Below are 16,801 nucleotides of genomic sequence, written 5' to 3' on the forward strand. Positions count from 1 at the left end.
ATTCTTTGCGGAATGCGAGCTACTTCTTCTTCGTAGCTTTAGCTGCGGTTTCCTTCACGGCCTTCGCAGCACCTTTTGCGGTGTCTGCTGCCGATGCGGCAACGCCCTTCGCAGCTTCAGCAGCCGTTGCTGCTGCATTCTTAGCAGCGCCAGCAGCGCTCTGAGCTACGTCTTTTGCTGCCTCGGTAGCAGATGCGGCAGCTTCTTTCACTGCCGTGCCTGCGCTCTTAGCAGCATCCACTGCAGCGGGAACCTTGTCAGCTGCGGTTTCCTGAACGCTTTCGGCGTTCTTGGCTACCTGGGCAGCGATGCGTTCACGTGCAGCGTCTATCTTGTCGCGCAGTTCGTCGTTCTTCTCGACGACCGCAGGAGTTGTCTGCTCTACGCGACTAGTTAATCCTTTTTTTACTTCAACACCTTTGTCCCAAACCGTGTTGATGACCTTGGTAGAAGTGTTAGCAGCAGCGCCGACCACCTGATTTGCTGAAGTGGTGACCGCCTTGACTGCCTCTGGATAATTCTCGTTGAGCGAATCCGCGATCAATGCGCGGTTCTCAGCACCTGTACGCGGAGTGGCCAGCAGCGCGATGCCTGCGCCGATCACGCCACCGAGCAGGAGCGTTCCAAATCTTCCCATCGTTCCCCCTTAAGAAGTGTTGCTGATATTAAAAACCCAAGCTCGAATCCAGTTTCGCGCGAAGCGATGATGAATTCGGCCTGGGTTCTATTATAGCCACTAACCCTGGGAAGCGCGGGAGAAACTAGCGCGCCCTTAGGTTTGTTGACGTCGCGTAAGAAGCCGCGACAAATTCTTCAAAAATGACCATATATCGGTTAGGGACAGAGGCAAAAGCGTCCCAGGGATACTCTTGCCTCTATCCCCGATCATTCGCCTTAGCGATCGTGCGTTACAAGGCTGTCCATTACGGCAGGCAGGCTAAGACCAGCAGCTTCGCAGGCCATAGGGAACAACGAATGTGTTGTCATGCCAGGTGAAACGTCCACTTCAAGGATGCGCGCCTGGGCACCATCCCAGATCAGGTCGACACGACCTAGATCTTGGACATTGAAGGCTTGGTAGACTTCTATGGCCGCACGTTCGATCTCGCTACGGATGGACTGGGTCAAGGTCTCATCGGGATGAAGCGATTCAAGACGCACGGGAGTGTAGTAATCTACCGCATCTTCAGAAAGGCGCTCTTCGGCAAGGAACAAGCCTTCGCGCGGAACGATCTCAACAGGCGGAAGCGCGGTGGCACCCCAGCCGCTGCCCAAGATGGCTACCGAAAGCTCGATGCCATCGATCCACTGCTCGATGATGACCTCATCATCGAAGGTGAGCGCATCGAGGATGGCCGCCCCCAATGCTTCTTGAGATTCGACCTTATGAACGCCATGAGCCGAACCGCCACGAGCCGGCTTCACGCACACGGGGTATCCGCCAGGGATGCGCTCAGCCACCATATCAAGCGCGGTTGCCGCGCCCATATCCTTGAACACATCGCCAGCAAGGCAGAAACCTTGCGGCCACCAACCAGGTCCCGATTCGCCCGCATACTGGCGGAACTTCTTCACCGATTCAGGCAGCAACGCTTTGTTGAAGGTGTTGCGGCACACCTGAGCAGGCGAGCCAACATAAGGGATGTCGAGGAAGTCGAGCAGGCTTTGGATAGTGCCATCTTCACCGTGCTTGCCGTGAAGGGCGATGTAGCAGATATCGGGGCGTTCGCCGCGCAGCGTAGGAACCAGCTCCTTGGTGGTGTCGAGTGGAACAACCTTGTGACCAGCTTCTTCAAGAGCTTCGCACACGACCTTGCCGCTTGCCAGAGACACTTCGCGCTCGAAGGACGAGCCTCCCATCAGCACTGCAACTTTCATCTTCTCTCCTTGCCTTGTTCAGCGTCGGGCGTTCATCGCGCGCCCGCTTGGTTCTTTTATGTGTGGACAAAAAGGGCTACGCCCCCAATTTGTCCACGATGTTTCCGTTCTAGATCGCGCCGGCTTCTAGGAAGGCGCGGTACAGCTCGAGTCGGTCTTCGATCACGTTGGCCAGACGACGAATGGCCTCGCGCAGGTTCTCGGGCGTCTCGAAGCAAAATGCCAGGCGCATCGAGTTCTTGCCATCGGTCCCGTTGGGATAAAAGCCGCTACCTGGTGTATAGGTAACGCCGTTTTCCAGCGCAACAGCCAGCATGGAATCGGTGTCCACATAATCGGGCAGGGTGACCCAAACGAAGAAGCCACCCGCTGGATGGGTCCATGTGGCCTCTTCAGGGAAGAACTCATCCAGGGCCTCGAGCATCGCATCGCGGCGTTCCTTGTAGGTTTGGATGAAGGTCTGCAAGACCGCCTGCCACGGCGTGTCGGTGAAGTAATGTTCTACGATCACCTGGTCCATGGCGCTGCCGCACAGGTCGGTACCCTGCTTGACCAGGTTGATCTTTGCCAAGATATCACGTGGGGCGATGATCCAACCTGTACGCAAGCCTGGCGCGAAGGTCTTCGAGACCGTACCCAGATAGATGACGTCGTCGGAAAGTGCGCGCAGCGGGATCATGTGGCCGCCGTCGTAACGCAGGCGTCCGTAAGGGTCGTCTTCGATCACGAGGAAATCGTATTCTTCGGCCAGCTCCAGCAAGCGATGGCGTCGCTCCATGTTCATGGTCACGCCACCAGGGTTCTGGAAGTTGGGGATGGTGTAGAGGAACTTCACCGCGCCCTTGCCCAACTCCTCGAGCTTCTCTTCGAGCAGGTCCATACGCATACCGTCTTCGTCGAAGGGGATGCAGATGATATTGGGTTCGTAAGCAGAGAACGCCTGGAGCGCACCCAGATACGTAGGGCCTTCAGTGATGATGATATCGCCTGGATCGACGAAGGTCTTGGCGATAAGATCGAGCGCTTCTTGAGCCCCCGTAGTGATGAGGACGTCGTCTTCCTTGCAACGAATGCCCAGGTCACGCACAAGTGTTGCGAGCATCTCGCGCGTTTCAGCGCGACCATTGGTGGAACCATATTGCAGCGCGATGGCGCGTTCGTCTCCCAAGGCTGCCTGAACTGCGGTCTGCAGCGACTCGGGCGGAAGCAGCGAAACGTCGGGCATACCGCCTGAAAGCGAGATGATGTCAGAGCGAGACGCCGCAGCAAAAAGATCGCGCACCGCCGATGAGCGCATCTTGGTAACGCGTGAGGCGACCTTGTCACCTGCATGATCGAATTTCAGATGGGCTGATGGCATAGACACTCCTCACTTTCTTCTTGCTCGTGCCGCGGACGCATCGCGCGGCGTGTTCTTATGCTTCAGGTGCACTTGGCTGCGCAAGTGTTCGATTGATAAAGTGTAGCGCTTTTTTGAAGGCGGCTAGGGCGATTAAATCATCTCGAAACGAAACGCGCACAATGGACACATGCGGGTCTTCGACGCTTTGCTGGGTGGTGCCAGTGAATACTACCTGGTGGGCAGTGGAGTCTTCGGGGTGCTGGGCGGCGTATTCGTGCGTTTGCAGGTCGATGACCAGATGCTCGACCAGGTGGGCCAGCGGCGTGTGATCCATGACTGCGCCGAACGTAGGGCCTTTAGCGTTGCGGCACGTGTGGTGCGGCAACGTGGGAAATTCCTCCACAGCATCAGCAATGAGCTCAGGCGTGGTGAACTGATAACGCGGGTCATCGATGCGCACACGCGCCTCTACGCGATCAGGTTGCACGGTCAAACTTTCAAGCACGACCACATCTTGCGCGGTTCGCGATTCGGACGAATTCGGCGCAACGGAAGCACTCACGCGCTACTCGTTTTCTTCAGCTTGTTGGGCGGTCTCGGAACCGTCGACCACGTCAACGCCAGCGGTGTCTGCATTTTCGGCGGTATTGTTGTTCGCAACCTCAGGCTCTCCGATGGCCTGGTTCGACACCTTCAACAAGCTCATGGACTGCTGGGTATCGCCCTCATCAGGGCCGGTGGACACATCAGTAAGTGTGAGCACATCACGTTCGGGCGAGAACACGTACATACCTTCGCCTTCGTAATTCGCGAATTCGTATTTGATGGTCTTCTCGAAAGTATTCAGCTCGTAGGTGAAGCTGACGCTATCGGTCAGACGGATCTCGTCTTCGGTGATGACGATGGAAGCGTTCGAACCTTCGATCTTCCACTGGCCCTGGAAATCGGCAGCGTCATCGTAACGGAAGAGATAATCCCAGACCAGGAATGCACCAGCCGCAAGCGCTGCCACCAGTACCACCGAAAGCACGATCTTCACGGGCAGCGGGATTCGACGCTGTTTTTGCTTCTTGGACTTCTTCTGGCCCTGCTTGCTTTGCTGCTTCTGGGCAGAAGCACGGCCATCGTGCGTAACCTGGGCCTTCACCTTTTTGGATGAAGCCTGACCTTGACCTTGATTTTGACCTTGGCCTTGACCAGGATGCTGCGCCTGAACGCCAATGGTGCGCGGCGTAGGCTTCTTGCCCTGCTGTGCACCAGATTGCTTCGGCGCTGCGGATTGCGAAGCTGTTCCTTGCACAATATTCGCACGAGCAGGCGGATTGGGCGCTACCTTCTGCTGGGGAATCCGCTGGCCTTGGCCTTGATGCGACGCGGGCTGCTTGTTTGCTTGCCTTTGAGCGCCTGGGATCTTAGACGCAGATGTAGATGCAGACGCAGGCGTAGGAGCTGCTGCAGACGGAGCATGCGGAACCGCAGGCGCCGCATGAGCTGCATGCTTTCCGCGCACAGGCTGAGCGCCAGGCGCGGCAGCCTTAGGTTGCTTGTCGTCTTTCGAGCGCTTCGTGACCATCGGGTGCTTTGCCCATCATTTATTCGGGCTTGATGTATTCGATGCCGCCCATGTAGGGAACCAGCACGTCGGGCACCTTGATGGAGCCGTCTTCCTGCTGATAATTCTCAAGGATCGCAGCCATGGTGCGACCTACTGCAAGACCCGAGCCATTGAGCGTATGGACCAAGCGGTTGCCCTTGAAGTTCGCAGGATCCTTGTACTTGATGTTCGCGCGACGTGCCTGGAAGTCTTCGCAATTCGAACAGGAAGATATCTCCTTATACGCGTCATAAGAAGGCAGCCATACTTCCAAATCGTAAGTCTTCGCAGCAGAAAAGCCCAGGTCACCCGTGCATAGGCTGATAACACGATACGGCAGACCGAGCAGCTGCAGGATATTCTCCGCATCCGCCACCATAGACTCAAGATCATCGTAGGATTCTTCGGGCTTGGCATACTTCACCATCTCGACCTTGTCGAACTGGTGCAGGCGAATAAGACCGCGCGTGTCGCGGCCAGCGCTGCCCGCCTCTTCGCGGAAGCACGGCGTGAACGCGCAATACTTGAGCGGCAGCTGATCAACATCGAGTACTTCGTCGGAGTGGATATTGGTAAGCTGCACTTCAGCCGTAGGAATAAGGTAGAGCCCTTCGGTGGTCTTGAAGAGGTCTTCTTCGAACTTAGGGAGCTGGCCCGTGCCCGTGAGCGTCTTGGCATTCGCCATAACGGGGCACCACCATTCCTTGTAGCCGCGCGAGGTGTGCGTGTCAGCCATGAAGTTGATCAGCGCACGCTCCAACTTGGCACCCAGGCCACCGAGCAGCACGAAGCGGGATTCTGCCAGCTTCACGGCACGCTCGAAATCGATGATGCCTAGGTCGATGCCCAAGTCCCAGTGCGGCTTGAAGTCAAAATCGAACGTGCGCGGCGTGCCCCAGCGGCGTACCTCGGGATTTTCGGTCTCGTCCTTGCCCACAGGGGTGGAATCACTCGGAACGTTCGGCACTGCCAGGATGAGCTTGTTCAGTTCGCTTTCAGCCTGATCATGCAAGTCCGAATAGTAAGCGATCTCTTCTTTGAGCTTGGCAACTTCAGCCTTCGCAGCTTCAGCTTCTTCTTTCTTGCCTTCGCCCATCAGCTGGCCGATGCTCTTCGAGATGGCGTTGCGCTGTGCCAACAAGGTCTCTTCCTTGGCAATGGCGCTGCGGCGGTCTTCGTCGAGCTGCAAGAAGCGCTCAGAATCCCACGTGAAGTTACGGCTCTTCATAGCCTCGTTCACTTGATCGATGTTTTCGCGGACGAATCGAATATCGAGCATCGGTTCCCTTTCATAAGATACGGCGGCCACGTGCGCCGAACATCGTCGGTTTGGTTGTTGAGATAGACAGTTCGAGTATACTTTACAACCAAGCAAGATACCACTGCGGGTGCGCCAGCCGACCAATGCGTTACAGGCGGCAAACGCCCTGAACACGGCTATAGAGCAGTGGCCTCGATGCGAAGGAACGACCGACTCGAAAGGGCATCATGGATCTGGCGGCGATCTATCATTTCATCTTCGAAACCTACGCCGGCATTGGGTGCCTGGTGGGTGCGGGCGTGGTGATCAGCGTGATAGCAGCGTTCATCAGCGAACGCAAGACGCGCAAGATGTTCCGCGACCGTGGTGAGCGCGTGCGCGAAGACGAAGATGCCGATACGAGCGAAGATACCGAAAGCGAGTAGATCATGGGACTGCAGAGCATGCCACTTTACGACCATTCCGACCGACCAGACTACATCCCCCGCGTAGGCGCGGTGCATGATCTGTGCGGTTATGGCAAATGCTCGCTGGGTGTGGCCATTCCAGTCATCTCTGCTGCGGGCTGCGATGTGTGCCCGCTGCCAACGGGGCTGTTCTCTTCGCATACCGCATTCCCTGTCTGGCACATGCTCGATACCACCGACATGATGAAGCCCTACATCGACGCATGGGAGAAGGTCGATATCGAACTGGACGCCGTGTATTCTGGTTTCCTAGGTGCGCCTGAACAGGTCGAGAGCATCCAGCGCTTGTATGCTGATTTCCCGAATGCGCTGCGTATCGTTGACCCTGTGATGGGTGACAACGGCAAGATCTACCCCACCTATTCCAAGGAACTGTGCGATGCCATGGCGAACCTGGCCGATGGCGCGGATATCCTCACCCCGAACCTAACCGAGGTTTCCATCATCTTGGGTACGGAATATACGGGTCAGAACGTTTCGACCGAAGAGGTCGAGAGCATGATCAACATGCTGCGCAATCGTGGCGCGAAGAATGTGATCATCAAGGGCGTTGACCGTGAGGATGGCTATCTGCGCAACTACGTGGCAGGGCGCAACACTCCCCTGACCGAGCTGATCGTGGAGAAGCTGCCCGTGATGCTGCATGGCACGGGCGACCTGTTCTGCTCGTGTGTGACCGCGGCCATCATGGCAGGCAAGGATCTGGAGACCGCAGTAGACTTCGCAGGCAAGTTCGTGCACGATGCGATGATCATCACGCTCGAGCAGCCCAACTTCATGAGCCGCGGCATCAGCTTCGAGCCCTTGCTGGGCAAAGTTGCCGCCCTCCTCGCCTAATTGGGGACGGGTTCATTTCTGTCTGGGACAGTTTGGGGACAGGTTCGAACTTCTGATCGAGAATCTTCTGTAGACAAATTGGGGGCAGCCCCCTTTTTGTCTACTTTTTTATCCTGAGACTCCGTGGGAATCAAGCGCTTCATCGAGCGCATCAGAAATGACATTCAGCATGAACTGAACGAATCCGGTGCTGTCCGCACTCGCATCAGCTTTGCCAAGTGAGTCGTAGTATTCCTGCTGATTCTCTTTGATCAGCGACTCGATCGGCAACCACGCGAACAATGAATTCCATCGGCTCAAGATGAGCGTCTGCCACAAACGCCCCATGCGACCATTGCCGTCTGCGAAGGGGTGGATGAATTCGAATTCGTAGTGGAATACGCACGAAATAACGAGCAGATGCATCTCCGTGGTCGCAAGCCACGAGAACAACTCCCTCATCACTTCAGGAACATACTTGGCAGGAGTGCCGGCGTGAATGAGCTGGTCTCCATTGAACACCCCAACGTCGCCGCTCCTGAAACGACCAGCCTCAGGCGTAAGCCCGCGCATCAACAGCGCATGAGCCTCGAGCAGACTGTCGATAGAATCAGGGTCGAACGAATCGAGCGCCTCGTAAGTTGCAAGAGCGTTCTGCACCTCAAGCACATCGCGTGCAGGAGCAAGAACGTGCTTTCCTTCGATCACAGCAGTGACTTGATCGAGCGAAAGCGAATTATTCTCAATAGCGAGCGAAGAATGAATGGTACGAATGCGATTTTCTTTGCGCAACTGTGGGCTGGAATTCAGCTTATCGAAAGCCTCGACCTGACCAACTTTCTCTGCAATGTTAGCCACAAGCGTAAGAATCTCATCATTCGTCGTAAAGGGTGGTTTGTAAGCCATGGTCGCTGCCTCCTCCCGATTCTGCATTCAAGTTACCTATTCCACCTCACTTTTATGCACCGTGGCCTCTTACCACCGACAACAATTCGTCGTAGGTAGAAATGGGTCCTTCGAATCGCACCTGCGAAGTGGACAGCTCATTGAACACTTTCTTTGCACACGCAATCTTCGCCCCTTCAATAGGGCTTAGTTCCATTGTATCCATAGTGCCCTTTGTCTCGGCTATGAAATATACGTGTTGAACACTTCCTTCATTAAACGCAATCGCCCAGTCAGGAGCGTACTCGCCTACAGGAGTGGGTATCTTGAACGTGCGCGGCATCTTTGCGTAAACACAGACCTCAGCAGCCACATCCATCGCCTCTGCGAACTCCTTTTCCTTCTGGCTATCAAAGAACACATAGTCCTGGATATTCTTCTTAGCTTTCAGTGCTTTAGATATGTTCTCTGGCATGCGCTCGGTAAAGATTTTTGTATTGAACTCGTCTTCGATCTGGTGGTAGGTCACATGATCGATGACCGTAGTGGCTTTCTCGTCAACGATAATAGAGCTGGCCTTCTTGATGAACTCCTCAGGATTACGCTTGTAAAGCGAATACTTCAAAGGACTTATGCGAGAAAGGATGGTAGCGGCAGTGCGCCTTGTGACCTTTGCTGCCTGCGCGACCTCACCAACCAGGTCGTAGGTAACGTGTATCTGCTGGTCGAGTTCAAGGACCCTGCTCTCCGTGCTCTTAGTTTTGAAGATCGCCTTCTCTTCAATATCCTCACGCCTTGCGGCCTCCTTCTGAGCGCCAGTCGTAAGAGTATATGAGGGTTCGCTTACTTGGAGGTTCGCATCGATTGCTGCCACAGCCTTACGGATGAGTTCCTCGTCATCGAACGACACCGTATAGGCGTGCTTCTTGTTGATCCTCTTCCAGAGCTCTTGGAACTCGCGCTTGTGATAGTTATCGTTGAGCGCGTTCTTGGCGACCTTGGGGACATTGCCGTTGGCGATCATAGCGGAGAGCACACTCGGCTCATAGACGCTTCTCACGAGGAGTTCGGCTGCCTGAAGCATCGGCTCCTCGCGCATATCCTCGGGCAGATTCACGATGGCGTATTCGTAAAATTCTCCCTCTCGGAACTTCAAGGACGGACGGTCGTTCTCGTCGAGGAAGTCACCTTTGATGAGGCACTTATAGAGTTCCTTGGACTCGCGATCGTTGAACGTTACGGTCTCGCCCGTGTTAGGAAGCGTGACCTGGCGACCCGCGAAGAAATCCATCTCGATGACGATCGGGCGTTCCCGCAGTTCCGCCTTGATGTCCTTCTGCAGAGCATCCACGAACGACGAATAACTCTCCGATGCAATGACGGTCAGTACGTTCACGTTGTGCACATCCCGTGTGCCCAGGTACATTGCATCCTGGCGCTCACCCTCCTGGTCCACGCAGAGTCGAAGACCGCGGCCGACCTCTTGACGCTTGCCGGTTTCTGAGCCAGAGCTCTTAAGGGTGCAGATCTGAAAGATATTCGGGTTGTCCCAACCCTCCCTAAGCGCTGAATGGCTAAAGATGAAGCGTACGGGCTCCTCAAAAGAGAGTAGGCGCTCCTTGTCTTTCAAAATCAAGTCATAGGCTCGGCGCGCATTATCGTCGTTCGCCCCAAGGCCGTTAGTCTGCTCGGCTTTCTTCTCAGAGCTCTCGACGGCATTGCCCTTCTTATCGATGCTGAAATAACCGGAATGCACTTCGTGAGCAGTATCTCGCTTCAGGTAGTCAAGGTAGGATCTCTCTAACTCATCGCCAATGGTCGGGTCAGAGAGGCGCTCCTCAACGGCACGCTCGTATTCTTCCTCGAACACCTTGCCATAGCCGACTGTCTCCTCATTGCCCGAAGTATCCCTGTACTTCGCCACCTCATCAATGAAGAAGAGCGACAGACACTTGATGCCGCGATAGAAAAGTGCCTCCTCCTTCTGCAGATGCGAAGCGATGGTTTCTCGAATCTGAATACGGCGCATATCCGCTTCAGCTGAATCACCGTAAACAACACCCCGTTGAAGAATCTCGCCATTTAGAAAGCGCACATATCCTATGCGACCATCTTGATCTGGCACGATTCCGTCGTTGCCAGATGCGATCACATAATCGCGATAGACCTCAAGGCGGGTATCGCCGGTTTTATCGTAAATGCTCTCACCCTCACTGAAACGCTTGGTCTTTTTGACTACTTTCCCACCAGCAGACATGGCCTTGAATTCTATAACCGCCTCAGGAGCCTTGTCCTTGGAAACGATGATGTCCTTTAGATAAAGATAGCCGTCAGTGCCGCGCATATTCTTAAGCTCGAAACCCTTCACCTCGATACGTTTGACCAGCTTCTCGTTGAACGCATCAAGAGCATCAAGGGCGTACACCATGTTGTGCTTTTCGCGATGTGTAGCTGAATAGTTAAGCACGAACAGTGGATTGAACCGTTCGATACCCTTCCAAGTGGCAGAGTTCTTCTTGCCCATTTTTTGAGGCTCATCGACGATGACGATTGGGTTATTTGCTGCTATGACATCGATGGGTCGGCGGCTCCCGAAGTCATCGCGCTCGTCGAAGATGATACGTGCCGCCTTGTTGTTGGCTCCTTCCTTCATGGAAGAGTTGAACGCCTGCATGTTGATGATCATGACGTTGATGTCGGCGCTTTGAGAGAAGGAGTCGAGCTCGTTCAGCCTATCGGAATCGTAGATGAAATAGCGTATCGAGCGCTCGTATTGCTCGAAGAAATGCTGCTCTGTGCTCTGGAGGCTCTTGTTCACGCCCTCGCGGATAGCAATGGATGGCACCACAATAATGAACTTAGTCCATCCGTAAAGGCGGTTCAACTCGAACATGGTCTTGGTGTAGACATAAGTCTTGCCAGTACCTGTCTCCATTTCTATGTCCAGCTGGCATGCCCCAAGATCGTCCGAGAGCACCAAGGACTCCTCCAGCTGATTGCGCGACTGTACCCGGTTGATGTTACGCAGAAGCTCGTGACTATCCAGAACGAGAGGGGCGTTTCCATAGCCCTCTTCCGATAATCCTACGGAATGCGGGAACATTGAAACCGTATCGGCTTGACCGCGCCTCATCACACCTAGGTTCCTTAAATAAGTGAACGCTTCACTTTTGGGCTGCCCCTCGAAAACATCAGACACAGCATCGGCCGCAGCTGTCTGATAGGGCTGAATCTTGAATTTGAACCGCATCTAGATCACCCGACGGATGGTATCGGGACTGAAGGTCTTGAACAGCTCCTCGAAGTTCGTGGCAGCAGAGTCATCCTTGAAGGATAGATCACGCATGACAGCATAGGTGGGCTCTCGTCGAGCCATCTCCTCAATGACTTCATTGGTCACATCGACATCGAAACATGCCAGCAGTTGCCCATAGTTCACATCGAAGACCTTTTTGCCACATATTTCGAGCGTCTCGATGTGCTCAGAATACGGGATGCGGAATGCGGGGAGCACCTGGAAGAGGATGTCTTCCGGAGTGCGACCGTCTTTCACGTTGTCGATGGCGTCGAGGAGCGATGCCTGGTCGGTCTGATCAGGCGTGAGGTATGTGTCTCTGAAATTTGATGAGTCTATCTTTAGAACACGGAAGCCGATATCAGGAAGTGATTTAGGTTCTTCGCCTGGCTTCAACTGCTTGTTTTCAGTATGAATTGCTTCGACTATTTTGTTTCCAGCGCGTCTAATTCGCTCCTCGCCAATCTCGCAGATACTCTTGAATCCCCCTGAAAGCGGCTCGTTGACTTGAACAAGGATAAACTGCCTCTGGGTATCTTCCTCTGCGTTTAACTCAAATATAGCTTGCGCCAAAGTACCCGACCCTGAAAAAAAATCAAGAGCAATAATATCTTTTGAAGGGTGCATTCTTATTAAGTACTTTATAAGCGATACTGGCTTTGTGTAGTCGAAAGGAACAAACCCAAACATCTCTTTTAATTCTGAATAGGCTTCGTCATTGCGCAGCACGCTGCATTCGTCTTTATTGAGAACATCGGATGGAGCAATGTATTTATTATCAGAATCCAGATAGTAATACATCGTCTGAAAGTTTGGCTTTTTGAATTGAAAGCGCTGACCATTCAGCACTCTCACATTCATCGTCTCTTGAGCCCATTTAAACCGCCCCGTAATGTCAAGAGGATTGTGATTCACTCCGTTTTCAACTATCAAATCATTATGCAAAATGACATACTTCTCATCGTCTCCATATCGTCCAGCAGGATAAACTCCATCTGGGAACGCGCAGTCAATCGATTCAGCCGGAACAGTTAGCCTGGAATGCTTGTTTCCACTATTAAATAAAGGCGCGGCCGTATTATACGAATCCGGCCCCCTCAAGCCTAGAAGCTCAGGCTTTCTATAGCAAAGCACATATTCATATTTATTTCTAATAAATTTGCTGAGGGTAGGTGCTTTACTGGTCTTGTTCCATTTAAAGATACCAACACGCATTTTGCTAGAAAAAATGCTGTCGCATATCGAAAGCATATTTGATAGCTCATTGTCATCGATACTGATAAAGATTACTCCGTCTGCACTTAAAAGATCCTTAGCTAAAAGAAGCCTCGGATATATCATCGAACACCAGTCTGAATGGAATCGTCCATTGCTCTCTAAGTTTGCGACAAGGCGGCCGTCATCTGTGGTTTCTCCACTCTCGTACTCTTCATCGGACATGACAAAATTGTCATCGTATATAAAATCGTTCCCAGTATTGTAGGGTGGGTCAATGTAGATCAGCTTTATCTTTCCTGCGTAGGTTTCCTTGAGAAGTTTAAGCGCATCGAGATTGTCGCCCTCGATGTAGAGGTTCTTGGTAGTATCCCAGTCCACGCTCTTCTCAGGGCATGGGATCATCGTCTTGTCGATTGGACGTCGAGCCTCAGCCTTCGCCTCGCGCTTACCAGGCCAGGTGAACTGATAGCGCTCTCGTTGACCTTCGGCTACATCTCCCAGCAGATCTCTCAGAGCATCAAAGTCAATTGTTTTTTCAATGAACCCCCCCCCCGCGCACGTTTTCGACCTCGGTGGCAACTTGCGGGAACAGATCTATCAATTTCTCAATGTTTTCTTTGGTTATATCGGATGTTTTGGTGTCAATCTTCTTCATTACTATCCTTTCAGCAGGATGCCCACCTCGTTCTTTTGTCGCACTCCGGCAGTAACAAAACCTAATCCTCTTGCTCATCTCTTGAACGCTTTCTGACCAGGTTCCAAGGTGTCCACTTTTTATATTCGCGAAACTGGGGTACTTTAGGGTCTAACCCCAAAGGACCACACATCCGCAGCACCGTGCATGGTTGAACCTGTCCCCTTTTTGTCCGGGACAGAATTGAACCCGTCCCCGGTTATGAGCGAAGGAAGGCTACGTAGCCTTTGAAGGCTTCGTAGATGTCGGCTTTGGACGTTACTTCCCAGGGGGAATGCATCGACAGGACGGGTACGCCGGAGTCGATCACGTTCATGCCGTACTTCGCGGGGATATAGGCGATGGTTCCGCCGCCGCCAGCGTTCACGCGACCCAGTTCGGCAGTCTGGTAATTCACGCCGGCTTCGTCCATGATATTGCGCAAGCTTGCCATGTATTCGGCGTTCGCATCGTTGGAGCCCGACTTGCCGCCAGAGCCCGTGTACTTGTTGAACACCAGACCACGACCACAATAGGCAGAATTCTTCGTTTCGTAGACCGAAGCGTATGAAGGATCGAATGCGGCGCTCACATCTGAAGAGAGCATCGACGAACGCGCCAGGCAACGGCGCAATGCCAGCTCGCTGGGAGCTTCCAGAAGCGCCAGGATCTCGGCCATGGTGTTCTCGAAGAACGCCGAGGTCATGCCCGTGGCGCCAACACTGCCGATCTCTTCTTTATCCACCAGGATGCACACCGCCGTGCGCTTGGGGTTCTTCACGGCTAGCTGCGCCTCCAAGCTGGTGTAGGCGCACACGCGGTCATCCTGACCGTAACCGATCACCATCGAGCAATCCAGGCCACAATCGCGCGCGGGGCCTGCGGGCACCACTTCGATCTCGGCCGAGAGGAAATCCTCTTCTTCGATGCCGTAGTTTTCCAGCAGAAGCTTCAGCACGCGAGCACGCACGGCTTCTTTGCTTGCCATGGCTTCGATCTTCTCTTCGTAGGTCATATCATCTTCGTCGCGCTTTTCATCTGCATCGGCACCTTCGGCTTTCTCGAGCACGAGCGGCTCGCTGCCGATGAGCACATCCAGGCTCTCGCCCTCGACCACTTCGCGACCGTTCTTCTTCAGCTGCTCAGCGCCCAGGTGTGGCAGCAGATCGGTAACGCAGAAGACGGGTTCATCAGGGTTTTCGCCGATCGAAACATCCACTACGGTGCCATCCTTCTTCACGATAACGCCCTGTAATGCCAGCGGCAGCGCCACCCACTGGTAGTTCTTGATGCCGCCATAATAATGCGTATCAAGCAGCACGAAATCGTTCGCTTCATAGAGCGGATTCTGCTTCAGGTCCAGACGCGGCGAGTCGATGTGCGCGCCTAGGATGTTCACGCCCTTTTCGATGTCTTCGGTGCCGATCTGCACGAGCATGACCGCTTTGCCGTAGTTGCTCGCCCATACCTTGCTACCAGGCCTGAGCGGCAAGCCCATAGCGATGGCCTGATCGAGCGGAATGTAGCCTGCGGCCTCGGCTAGCTCGATGGCGCGTGTGGCGCATGCGCGCTCGGTCTTGCATTTCGAAAGGAAGCCCTTGTAGCTTTCGGCGAGCTTCGTCAAAGCCTTACGGTCGGTTTCGGTATAGGTCTTCCAGGCGTTCTTTCGTTCCATGTTCGCTTCTTTCATTGCGCGTGTTGGCGCTTTCCAAGTTAACCGTTCAATTGCAACCGTGCCGTTTATTGCATCGCGCGGTCGCACCTTGTAGAATTCTACCGTAAGAACTGTGTGCTCATTTTGTAAGCGAGAAGAGTACAAAATGGATGCACAGTTCAACTGCCTTAAAACGATGATCGCGCGCGATCGAACAGGAGTGATGAACATGACGCAGCACGTACGTGACGTAATCCCAACCCCGGACAATTCCACCAACTTCAACGTAGTCGCAGACAGCAAGACCACTGTTGGCACCACGCTGGACAACCTGAAGGCTGCTGTTAACGGCGAAACTGGCGCATCCGCAACCTACAGCGCTTATGCAGAGCAGGCAGACGCCGAAGGCCACAAGCGCCTCGCATCCCTGTGGCGTGCAACTGCCGCAGCAGAGCAGATCCATATCGCAATGGAATACAACCTGGTCATGGCCGAGGACGAGAACTGGCCGCGCCCCGAGGTTTCCAAGTCTTCAGACACTCCTCTGGACCTGAACCTGATCGCTTCCGCTAACGGCGAGATCTATGAGACCTCCGATATGTATCCCTCCTTCATCAAGAAGGCTCAGGAAGAGGGCAAGAACGCTGCAGTGCTCGTGTTCACCCGCGCGAAGCTGGCTGAGGGCTATCATGCAGCACTCTACCTCGATGCTTACAACAACATCGATACCCCCAACGATGAGCACTACTACCTCTGCCCCGTTTGTGGCTACATCCACCAGGGCAAGGATTTCGAGAAGTGCCCGATCTGCTTCACCCCGGCAAGCAAGTTCGTCGAGTACGACTTCTAATTGCCCGCAGCCTGGGTGCTGCGCGTTACATACGCATCGGGAAGGCCGCTCACCTCGAGCGGCCTTTTTGTTGTGTGAAAGTGTCTGGGCGAGGTCTTACCAGTTGAAGACTTCGCCAACGTTCATGGCTAAGCAGTGGTCGGCAGTACGGTCGAGCGGGCTGGGGTCGCGGTTGATCACGATGAGGTTGTCGCCTGTGAAGAAATCAGTCAGGCCAGCAGCGGGATAGACCACGCGCGAAGTACCCGCGATGATGAGCGTTTTCGCCTTCGCGATGTCTTCGATAGCCGCTTGCATCACGCGCTGATCGAGCGGTTCTTCATAGAGCACCACATCGGGGCGGATGATGCCTCCGCATTCACAATAGGGCACGCCATCGGCCGCCATCACCGCGTCGAGGCCGTAGCGCATCCCGCACTGCTTGCAATAGTTACGATGGATGCTGCCGTGCAGTTCATGTACGCGCTTCGAGCCCGCCGCCTGATGCAGGCCGTCAACATTCTGCGTGATGATGCTACGTAGGATGCCGCGCTCTTCAAGTTCCGCAAGCTTCTTATGCGCCTGGTTGGGCTGCGCGTCTTCGTGGACCATCTTCTCCTTGTAGAAGTCGTAGAACACATCGGGGTGTTCCTCGAAGAACGAATGGCTGACGATCACCTCGGGTGGATAGGGATAGCGCTGGTTGAACACGCCTTTCGCACTGCGGAAATCGGGGATGCCGCTTTCGGTGGACACACCCGCGCCACCGAAGAAGACCACGCTCTGCGGCTCGGCGTTGTCGATGATGTCGCGTACTACCTGCAAGTCTTCCATCACGTTCTCCCTTTTCTTACTCTGGTCGCAAACACTCGAGCACCATCGGTCCCAA

At 54.2% G+C, this 16,801-nt stretch carries 14 protein-coding genes; 3 read left to right on the forward strand and 11 right to left on the reverse strand.

From position 1 onward, the window contains the following. Positions 1–19 precede the first annotated feature (19 nt). From NFR25_RS01440 to serS, 6 genes are all read right to left on the reverse strand, one after another. Positions 20–637, reverse strand: coding sequence for a YtxH domain-containing protein (locus NFR25_RS01440; protein WP_251197473.1), 618 nt, complete (start codon positions 635–637; stop codon positions 20–22). Between the two features lie 257 nt (positions 638–894). Further along, complete coding sequence (locus tag NFR25_RS01445) at positions 895–1,878, reverse strand: D-alanine--D-alanine ligase family protein (protein ID WP_251197474.1); 984 nt, start codon at positions 1,876–1,878, stop codon at positions 895–897. Between the two features lie 109 nt (positions 1,879–1,987). Further along, complete coding sequence (locus tag NFR25_RS01450) at positions 1,988–3,238, reverse strand: aminotransferase-like domain-containing protein (RefSeq protein ID WP_251197475.1); 1,251 nt, start codon at positions 3,236–3,238, stop codon at positions 1,988–1,990. Positions 3,239–3,293: 55 nt separating this feature from the next. Beyond that, positions 3,294–3,782: a cyanophycin synthetase family protein gene (locus tag NFR25_RS01455; RefSeq protein ID WP_251197476.1), complete on the reverse strand. Its 489-nt coding sequence runs from the start codon at positions 3,780–3,782 to the stop codon at positions 3,294–3,296. Positions 3,783–3,785: 3 nt separating this feature from the next. Continuing rightward, entirely contained in the window at positions 3,786–4,793 is a 1,008-nt protein-coding gene (locus tag NFR25_RS01460; protein WP_251197477.1) for a hypothetical protein, read from the reverse strand. Positions 4,794–4,812: 19 nt separating this feature from the next. Then, the gene (serS, locus tag NFR25_RS01465) at positions 4,813–6,093 is read right to left on the reverse strand and encodes a serine--tRNA ligase (RefSeq protein ID WP_251197478.1); all 1,281 of its coding nucleotides are present in this window, start codon (positions 6,091–6,093) and stop codon (positions 4,813–4,815) included. 209 nt (positions 6,094–6,302) lie between these two features. On the opposite strand from serS, the gene NFR25_RS01470 reads away from it, so the two are divergent. Further along, positions 6,303–6,500: a DUF6724 family protein gene (locus NFR25_RS01470; protein WP_251197479.1), complete on the forward strand. Its 198-nt coding sequence runs from the start codon at positions 6,303–6,305 to the stop codon at positions 6,498–6,500. Between the two features lie 3 nt (positions 6,501–6,503). Beyond that, positions 6,504–7,379 carry a pyridoxamine kinase gene (locus NFR25_RS01475; protein ID WP_251197480.1) on the forward strand — a complete coding sequence of 292 codons (876 nt, stop codon included), beginning with the start codon at positions 6,504–6,506 and terminating at the stop codon, positions 7,377–7,379. Positions 7,380–7,487: 108 nt separating this feature from the next. Here the strand turns inward: NFR25_RS01475 and NFR25_RS01480 are convergent, their stop codons facing one another. The 4 genes from NFR25_RS01480 to NFR25_RS01495 form a co-directional block, all read right to left on the reverse strand. Next, positions 7,488–8,264: a Fic family protein gene (locus NFR25_RS01480; protein WP_251197481.1), complete on the reverse strand. Its 777-nt coding sequence runs from the start codon at positions 8,262–8,264 to the stop codon at positions 7,488–7,490. A gap of 52 nt (positions 8,265–8,316) precedes the next feature. Further along, a complete protein-coding gene (locus NFR25_RS01485; RefSeq protein WP_251197482.1) occupies positions 8,317–11,220 on the reverse strand; it encodes a restriction endonuclease in 2,904 nt (967 codons plus the stop codon). Between the two features lie 273 nt (positions 11,221–11,493). Continuing rightward, entirely contained in the window at positions 11,494–13,134 is a 1,641-nt protein-coding gene (locus NFR25_RS01490; RefSeq protein WP_251197483.1) for a site-specific DNA-methyltransferase, read from the reverse strand. 515 nt (positions 13,135–13,649) lie between these two features. Then, positions 13,650–15,104 carry an aminopeptidase gene (locus NFR25_RS01495; RefSeq protein WP_251197484.1) on the reverse strand — a complete coding sequence of 485 codons (1,455 nt, stop codon included), beginning with the start codon at positions 15,102–15,104 and terminating at the stop codon, positions 13,650–13,652. A 145-nt stretch (positions 15,105–15,249) separates the two neighbouring features. Here NFR25_RS01495 and NFR25_RS01500 point away from each other — a divergent pair, with 145 nt between their 5' ends. Beyond that, positions 15,250–15,933, forward strand: coding sequence for a rubrerythrin family protein (locus NFR25_RS01500; protein ID WP_338024366.1), 684 nt, complete (start codon positions 15,250–15,252; stop codon positions 15,931–15,933). A gap of 96 nt (positions 15,934–16,029) precedes the next feature. Here NFR25_RS01500 and NFR25_RS01505 read toward each other — a convergent pair whose 3' ends face one another. After that, positions 16,030–16,746, reverse strand: coding sequence for an NAD-dependent protein deacylase (locus NFR25_RS01505; RefSeq protein WP_251197485.1), 717 nt, complete (start codon positions 16,744–16,746; stop codon positions 16,030–16,032). Between the last annotated feature and the right edge of the window lie 55 nt (positions 16,747–16,801).

Origin of the sequence: Anaerotardibacter muris (genome assembly GCF_943192915.1) — a bacterium.
Taxonomy (GTDB): domain Bacteria; phylum Actinomycetota; class Coriobacteriia; order Coriobacteriales; family Eggerthellaceae; genus Anaerotardibacter; species Anaerotardibacter muris.

Bases quoted from the DNA above. Each gene is read 5' to 3' on its own strand.
- NFR25_RS01470 (WP_251197479.1), top strand. From the start codon at position 6,303: ATGGATCTGGCGGCGATCTATCATTTCATCTTCGAAACCTACGCCGGC.
- NFR25_RS01480 (WP_251197481.1), bottom strand. From the start codon at position 8,264: ATGGCTTACAAACCACCCTTTACGACGAATGATGAGATTCTTACGCTT.
- NFR25_RS01505 (WP_251197485.1), bottom strand. From the start codon at position 16,746: ATGGAAGACTTGCAGGTAGTACGCGACATCATCGACAACGCCGAGCCG.
- NFR25_RS01460 (WP_251197477.1), bottom strand. From the start codon at position 4,793: ATGGTCACGAAGCGCTCGAAAGACGACAAGCAACCTAAGGCTGCCGCG.
- NFR25_RS01495 (WP_251197484.1), bottom strand. From the start codon at position 15,104: ATGGAACGAAAGAACGCCTGGAAGACCTATACCGAAACCGACCGTAAG.
- NFR25_RS01450 (WP_251197475.1), bottom strand. From the start codon at position 3,238: ATGCCATCAGCCCATCTGAAATTCGATCATGCAGGTGACAAGGTCGCC.
- NFR25_RS01440 (WP_251197473.1), bottom strand. From the start codon at position 637: ATGGGAAGATTTGGAACGCTCCTGCTCGGTGGCGTGATCGGCGCAGGC.
- NFR25_RS01475 (WP_251197480.1), top strand. From the start codon at position 6,504: ATGGGACTGCAGAGCATGCCACTTTACGACCATTCCGACCGACCAGAC.
- NFR25_RS01500 (WP_338024366.1), top strand. From the start codon at position 15,250: ATGGATGCACAGTTCAACTGCCTTAAAACGATGATCGCGCGCGATCGA.
- serS (WP_251197478.1), bottom strand. From the start codon at position 6,093: ATGCTCGATATTCGATTCGTCCGCGAAAACATCGATCAAGTGAACGAG.
- NFR25_RS01445 (WP_251197474.1), bottom strand. From the start codon at position 1,878: ATGAAAGTTGCAGTGCTGATGGGAGGCTCGTCCTTCGAGCGCGAAGTG.